The sequence below is a fragment of the Geobacillus sp. G4 genome (assembly GCF_040327975.1).
GTDB classification, from domain to species: domain Bacteria; phylum Bacillota; class Bacilli; order Bacillales; family Anoxybacillaceae; genus Geobacillus; species Geobacillus thermoleovorans.
Genome location: NZ_JBEPJY010000101.1, coordinates 1 through 270 on the forward strand (window position 1 = coordinate 1; position 270 = coordinate 270).

General features: G+C 35.6%; 1 pseudogene. It reads right to left on the reverse strand.

Features of this window, described 5'->3' with window-relative positions:
- Window positions 1-23 precede the first annotated feature (23 nt).
- Window positions 24-270: pseudogene (locus ABS784_RS17120) on the reverse strand (recombination regulator RecX); the annotation flags it as partial.

Sequence of the window (270 nt, forward strand, 5' to 3'; positions counted from 1 at the left end):
TCACTGTACCGTTTTTCCATTTCCTATTCCTCGCTTTTCTCTAAGTGTTTTTGCAAATATTGCTGAATAAGTTCTTGCGAAAAACCTTTTCGATATAAAAATTGCGCAAGCTTTTGACGATATGTGTACATATCTAGATGGGAATACTTTTTTTTCCCTTTTTCGCCTTGTATTAATAATGCTTCCCATTCTTGGTCATGACGTTCATGTAAAGGCAGCATCTCCAAAACAGCTTGAATCACTTCGGATGAAAAACCTTTCCTAAACATT